Origin of the sequence: Comamonas halotolerans (assembly GCF_030162935.1) — a bacterium.
GTDB classification, from domain to species: domain Bacteria; phylum Pseudomonadota; class Gammaproteobacteria; order Burkholderiales; family Burkholderiaceae_C; genus Comamonas; species Comamonas halotolerans.
In genome coordinates this window covers 48,853-55,967 of the sequence record NZ_JASAUZ010000009.1, presented here as the reverse complement: position 1 = coordinate 55,967, position 7,115 = coordinate 48,853, and the positions used below count along the sequence as shown (strand labels likewise).

Sequence of the window (7,115 nt, the reverse complement as noted above, 5' to 3'; positions counted from 1 at the left end):
GGATGGGCCTTACATGGTCAGCACCAGGCTTCAGCATATTGTGCAGGCGACAACTGGATCTGGGTGATCAGGTGCTTGCACACCTCAGCAAGCAGGGCTGCACTTGGTGGTGAATTTGATGGGAATCAGGTTCCTGGGAGGGCCGCGAGTGGAAATGCGAATGTGTGAGCTGCTGCCAGTAAAAAAGCCGCCATAGCATTTGCAATGGCGGCTTTGTTCGAGCTTCGGGGTTTATCAAGCGTCCAGACGAACCATCCAGCCATGTCGATCGGGTGCGCGACCATATTGGATGTCTGTAAGTTCCTTGCGCAAAGACAAAGTTACGGTACCAGTTGGTGCACTCAAATCGCCCACTGAGAAATCCGTACCTTTGAGTTGGCCGATCGGGGTGATGACCGCAGCCGTGCCGCAGGCAAACACTTCAGTGATGTCGCCAGATGCCACACCTTGCTTCCATTCATCTACCGAAACCCTGCGCTCTTCCACCGCCATGCCTCGGTCACGAGCCAGTTGCAAAATAGAGTCGCGAGTGATGCCTTCCAGGATGCTGCCCGACAGCGCGGGAGTGACCAGCTTATTCTCTTTGCCGAAGACCAGGAACAAGTTCATTCCACCCAACTCTTCCAGGTACTTGCCTTCCGCAGGGTCTAGGAAAAGCACCTGAGAGCAGCCGTTTTCATATGCCTGTTCTTGGGGGAGCAATGAGGCCGCATAGTTGCCGCCACACTTGGCCGCACCCGTGCCACCCTTGGCGGCGCGAGCAAAGTCGGTCGACAGCCAGATCGCCACCGGGCCAACGCCCTTGTCAAAATAGGGGCCTGCAGGGCTGGCAATTACGTAGTAGCTAGCTTTGTGTGCACTGCGCACGCCCAGGAATACCTCGTCTCCGATGATGAATGGGCGTAGATACAGGCTGGCTTCTTCGCCGCTGGGCACCCAGTCCTTGTCCACGGCGATGATTTGTTTGAGCGATTCGATAAATATATCGGCAGGCAATTCGGGTAGTGCTAAGCGCTTGGCAGAACGCTGCATGCGCTCGGCATTTGCCGTGGGGCGAAAGGTCCAGATCGATCCATCAGCATGACGGTAGGCTTTGATTCCCTCGAAAATCTCTTGTCCGTAGTGCAGAACGGCAGCAGCCGGGTCTAGCGAGATAGGGCCATAGGGCATCACTTCTGCATCATGCCAACCAGCTTCTTTTTCCCAGCGCACCGCTACCATATGGTCCGTGAAGTACCGGCCAAAACCAGGTTTTTCGAGAATTTTGGCGCGTGCTTCAGCGCTGCGGAGGTGGCTCGAGGGAGTCAGCTTGAACTTGGTTGTAGAGGAGACCACTTGACGATTTCTTTCAGAATGCATGAGGGTGATACGTTGGCACCTGCAAAGCTTCAGGGCCATTCGTGGGTGGCTTCGAAGCGGTGTCATACAGCAAGCACGCCTGACACCGTCAAGCCTGCTATTTTGCGGGTTTTAACGGAATTGTGGGTATATAAGTAGAAGAGTGGAGAATTTATAGCTTGGGGAAACAAGTCTGAAAAGTTCGGGGTTGCCTGTAGCTAGGCTTCCATTGCTTTGTGTATCACCATGGGCCTACTTTGAAGAAGTTGTCATATAGGGCGCTATTTGCATGCGGAGAACTTCTTCTTTGCCTCGCTTTGCGACGGCCGTCCATAGGGTAGGAGCTGCCAGTCAATCATTGTCTCCTTGCTCATTCCAGAATGCGATTTTGAAGTTTAGGTTTGCCTGGAAGCATCTTGACGTTTTGTTCACTCTCACCTTTACGGCTAAAGTCATCTTCATATGAGCGACAACTTTTTGTATGTCGTCTAAATCTAGTCTGCCGCATGAAGAGTCTGATCGCCGCTGTACTTGCCGCAGCTTTGGTCGCTCTCCCGTTTGCCAGCTCTACTGCCACCAAGTTGGCGCATGTATTTTTTGCGTTGGCTATTGAGTTTTTAGCTAACGCTCTAGCCGTGTCCTTTGCGCTGTGCGACCTGGAGACTCATCGCTGTTGGCGATGGTTCAGCGCTCTTTGGTCTGATCTTTCTCTTCCCACTTGCTCAAACGGTGCTCATCGGCTCTGTAATAGAGCGTTTGCTGGCTAGATGGCTTTCATCCCGGTTTCAGGCCACTGCGGTAAACAGGGGGCATGGGTGTAGATCAGCTTGGGCAGTTTGCGCTAGGCCTGTTTGCGTTGCTTAGTTGCGCTGCCCCATATCTAGCAAGCGTGGCAGGTTTTCTCTCGTGCTTGAGTTGCCCCGCTGCTCTGGCTTGGTGCAGCACTTATGCTCGCGCCTATCAATTCGCCAAACCCGAGGCTATTGAGTGCATGGCTTACCACCGGTATTGGCAGCTTGGAGGTCTGCTCTGAGTCTATGGCGCCAGCTTAACGCATTCAAAGGTGGTCCCGCTATTTGTCAGGCTCAGGTGACTGCTTTGGGCTTAACACAGTTGAGAAGCATCAGGGCAATGTCCGCTTTGGGGTCTGCAGCAGTCATTGGCTTCATGGTTGAGCGGCTATAGCCAGCCTGAAGCTGTCAGCTATAAAAAAGTCAGGCTGACATTGCTTGACCGCAAGACACAGACTGTCAGAAGTCCTGCGCAGGGCTGCTGGCTTTGGATGTTGCCGGATTGCAGTATGGGAGCGCAACACATGGTGCCTTCGCGACAAGGGACGGCGGGTATTTGTTCCCAAATCCGGTCGGACAAGTATTAAAAAAGCCAGCTAGAGTGCAACTAGCTGGCCTTTCTCTCTCCTGTACCAAGGCCTAGCAGCATGACGCTGCCTGGTCTTGGTAACCAGAATTAACCGCAGGCACCGATATAGCCGCAGGCGGTGCAGAAGCTGCAGCCGTCTTTCTTGATAACGGCATGTGCGCCGCAGTCAGGGCATTTGGTGCCGCTCATGATTTGAGTGGACACTGGCGCAGGGGCAGGCGCCGCCGAAGTGGAGGGAGCTGGCTGTGCTTCACCACGGTTGACGATGATGGCCTGGATGGCGTAGGCCAGCAGGGCCACTTCGCTGTCATGCCACAGTGGAACGCGGCTGCCATCTGCCTTGTCCATCCAGCCGTAGCGGATGGGGCCACGGTCCCACGCCACCTTGCGCAGGTCTTCCAGGGCTTTTTCCAGGAATCCACCACGTGCTGCCAGCGACAGCGAGCGCATGGTGGCGGTGATCCATTGCTGGCTTTCACCAGTCTGGCCCACAGGCATGAAGAACTCGATGGGGCGTTCCACGCCGTCTACCAGCATGAAGCTCACCACCAGGTACAGGCGGCGGGCGCCGTCGTGCGTAAAGTACTCGATCTTGTCGACCACTGCGTTCAGCGGGCCTTCGGGGCGGCGTTCCACCACGGCGGCGATATTGCTGGAGTGGGCAGGAGCGGCAGTCTTTGCGGCTTCTGCAGGCTTGGGTGCATCTACGGAAAGCACGGCACCCAATGTATCGTTGGGGCGGTAGGTCGCGCAGCCCTTGAGGCCAGCCTTCCAGCTTTCCATGTAGAGGTTTTTGAAGTCCTCAAATGGGTAGTCGGCAGGGATGTTGACTGTCTTGGAGATGGCGGTGTCGATGTAGGGTTGCACCACGCGCATCATGGCAACGTGCTCGGCGGCGGTCATTTCCAGGGCGCTTACGAACGCCTCGGGCAAGGCCGCATCTTCACCATGGATGGACTTGAACAGGCGGTAGGCATGATCTTCTACCGTGTAGTAGGCATTGCCACCATCGGCGGTGCGCTTCTTGCGGTTATAGGTCCACGAGAAAGGTGGTTCGATACCGTTGGAGGCGTTGTCCGCGAAGGCCAGCGATACGGTGCCTGTAGGAGCAATCGACAGCAGGTGGCTGTTGCGGATGCCGTGCTTTTTGATCTTGGCGCGAACTTCTTCCGGCAGTCGCTTGGTAAAGCCGCTTTGCAGGTATTTGTCTGCGTCAAACAGTGGGAAAGCACCTTTTTCCTTGGCCAGTTCCACAGAGGCCAGGTAAGCGGCATCGCGCATGTGGCGCGCAATCTCTTCACCCTGCTTGACGCCAGCGTCGCTGTTGTACTTCAGGCCCAGCATGATCAGGGCGTCGCCCAATCCGGTGAAACCCACGCCAATGCGGCGTTTTTGCTGCGATTCTTTGTGCTGCTCTGGCAGGGGCCAGACGGTGGCGTCCAGCACGTTGTCCAGCATGCGCACCTGGATGGCAACCGCAGCGCGGAAGGCGTCGAAGTCAAAGCGTGCTTCGGGCGTGAAGGCATCGCGCACGAACTTGGTCAGAATGATGGGGCCCAGGTCGCAGCAACCGTAGGGGGGCAGAGGTTGCTCGCCGCAAGGGTTGGTGGCGGCAATGGTTTCTGCGTAGTACAGATTGTTGTCGGTATTGATGTTGTCAATGAACAAGATACCGGGTTCGGCGAAGTCATAGGCCGACTTCATGATGGTGTCCCACAGTTCGCGTGCGGTGGTGGTGCGGTACACCCACTTGCCGTCTTCACGCTGGTAGGCGCCACCTTCAATCTGTACATCCGAAGGTGTGGCTACATGCACCAGTTCCCACTGGCCGTCAGCTTCTACAGCCTGCATGAAGTCGCTGGTCACGCCTACGGAGACGTTGAAGTTGTTCCAGCGGCCTTTTTGGCGCTTGGCGGTAATGAACTCCAGCACATCGGGGTGGTCGATGCGCATCACACCCATCTGGGCGCCGCGGCGGGCGCCCGCCGATTCCACGGTGGTGCAGGAGGCGTCAAAGACGTCAATGAAGGAGCAGGGGCCTGAGGCGAAGGAGTTGGTGCCCTTGACCTTGGCGCCTTTGGGGCGCAGGTTGGAGAAGTCATAACCCACACCACCGCCACGACGCATGGTTTCAGCAGCTTGCGACAGGGCGGTGTAAATGCCAGGGTTGCCGTTTTCGTCAAAGCCGTTGGTGGCATCGGCCACAGGCTGGACAAAACAGTTGATCAGTGTGGCTTTGGTGTCCAGACCAGCGGCTGCCATGATGCGGCCTGCGCCGATGGCACCTGCTTGCATGTTCTGGAAAAACTTCTCTGCCCACTCGGCTCGCAGCTCAGGCTTTTCTTGATCAGCCAAGGCTTGAGAGACGCGGCGGAACAGATCTTCAGCGGTTTTTTCGCCCGCAGCCAAGTATTTCTCGGCCAAGACATCTTGGCTGATGGGTTGAGTGTTCAAAGAAGTCATTACGTCTTTGTGAGGTATTTGTCGTAGCGATCGTGCAAGCAAAAGGCGTGCTCAAGCGCGTTACAAGAAAAGAAGAACCGGGCGTTTATCGCGCCCGGACGGGGAGGTGGAAGTCAGCGCCCTAGGGCTTATCCATGAATTGGGTGAAGGCCCTAGTTGTACCTAAATTTAGCCGGTTTCGCGGCTAAACACACAATATGTAGTGTTCACTGCAAGGTCATCACACCGAACTTGAATAGTCTAGTGTAGGAACGCAGACCGCAGTTCAAGGGCTTGTTGCTGGGTTTGTATTCTAGCCCTTGGGGTGACTCAAAAATGAGAGCAAAGCCCTGTTTTTGAGCCATGCAGAGCATTGAAATAATTGGCAAAATTTGCAGCAAAGATTTTTTTGCTGCGGTGTGATGAATTGCAACAACTCGAGTGAAAAGTCTTTGCAGCGAGTGCTGGAATTGGAAAAAGCGCCCGCAAGGGGGGCTGGGCTACATAAAGGTGTGCTGTTACAAGTGCTTGACCAGTACCTGGCTCTTGCGGTTCCAGTTGTATTTGGCCTTGCGGGCTTCTGGCAACCATTCCGGGCTGACGGGCTGGAAGCCGCGTTTGATGAACCAGTGCATGGTGCGTGTGGTTAGCACAAACAGCGACTCCAAACCTTGGTCGCGTGCACGTTGCTCAATGCGCTTGAGAAGCTTCTCGCCATCGCCGGTGCCCTGGGCCTTGGGGGAGACCGTCACGGCAGCCATCTCGCCGGTCCTGGCTTCAGGGTAGGGGTGCAGAGCGGCGCAGCCAAAGATCACGCCGTCGTGCTCAATCACGGTATAGCTGTGAATGTCGCGTTCGATCTCGGTACGGTCACGTTTGACCAGGGTGCCATCGTTTTCGAAAGGCTCGATCAGCTGGATGATGCCGCCTACGTCATCGATGGTGGCCTCACGTAATTCTTCGAGTTTCTCGTCGATGACCATGGTGCCGATGCCATCGTGCACATAGATTTCCAGCAACAAGGCGCCATCGACAGCAAATGGCAGGATGTGGCTGCGCTCCACACCATGCTCGCAAGCCCGCACACAGTGTTGCAGGTAGAAGCCGGTATCGGTGGAAACTTGTGCAGGAGGCAATTGGGCCAGCAGCTTGCGGGCCTGTGCCAGCGGCAGTTCGGTATCGATGGGGTTGTCTTCGCCTTCAGGATCTTGCGGGCGCGTGCGGATGCCGGGAACTTCGGTCAAGAAGATGAGTTTGTCGGCCTTGAGCTCACAGGCGACACGGGTGGCCACCTCTTCCATGCTCAGGTTGAAAGCCTCGCCGGTAGGCGAAAAGCCAAATGGCGAGAGCAGCACCATGGCTTCAGAATCCAGGGCGCGCTCTATGCCTTGCACGTCCACCTTGCGTACCAATCCGGAGTGCATCAGGTCCACCCCGTTGACGATGCCCACAGGGCGAGCTGTCAGGAAATTGCCTGACATGACACGCACCCGAGCGCCTGCCATGGGGGTGTTGGGCAGGCCTTGGCTGAAGGCCGCTTCAATTTCGTAGCGCAGCTGACCTGCGGCTTCCTGGGCGCAGTCAAGGGCCACGCTGTCGGTGATGCGCACGCCGTTGTAGTACGCGGGCTCCTGGCCTTTGAGACGCAACTGTTCGTTGACCTGAGGGCGAAAACCGTGCACCAGCACAATCTTGACGCCCATGGCCTGAATCAAGGCCAGATCCTGCACGATGCTTTGCAGCTTGCCCGCTGCAATCGCTTCTCCCGTGATACCCACCACGAAGGTCTGATGTCGGAACTTGTGGATGTATGGGGCCACGGACCGGAACCAGGGAACAAAGGTGAAGTTGAAAACAGTGGACATGGAGAGGTGCAGGCTGCAAAGGGACAAAAGGCCTGCCATTCCCCATGGAATGCAAGCCAAACGCAAGTGTAGCGGTGTGAATGCCTGTCG

At 56.2% G+C, this 7,115-nt stretch carries 3 protein-coding genes; all 3 read right to left on the bottom strand.

What is annotated here, in order from left to right; genetic code table 11:
* Positions 1-234 precede the first annotated feature (234 nt).
* Positions 235-1,335 carry a branched-chain amino acid aminotransferase gene (locus QEP11_RS06775; RefSeq protein ID WP_284335888.1) on the bottom strand — a complete coding sequence of 367 codons (1,101 nt, stop codon included), beginning with the start codon at positions 1,333-1,335 and terminating at the stop codon, positions 235-237.
* Between the two features lie 1,470 nt (positions 1,336-2,805).
* Entirely contained in the window at positions 2,806-5,181 is a 2,376-nt protein-coding gene (locus QEP11_RS06770) for an adenosylcobalamin-dependent ribonucleoside-diphosphate reductase (RefSeq protein ID WP_284335887.1), read from the bottom strand.
* A 497-nt stretch (positions 5,182-5,678) separates the two neighbouring features.
* Entirely contained in the window at positions 5,679-7,025 is a 1,347-nt protein-coding gene (gene argA / locus QEP11_RS06765) for an amino-acid N-acetyltransferase (RefSeq protein ID WP_284335886.1), read from the bottom strand.
* Positions 7,026-7,115: the final 90 nt, after the last annotated feature.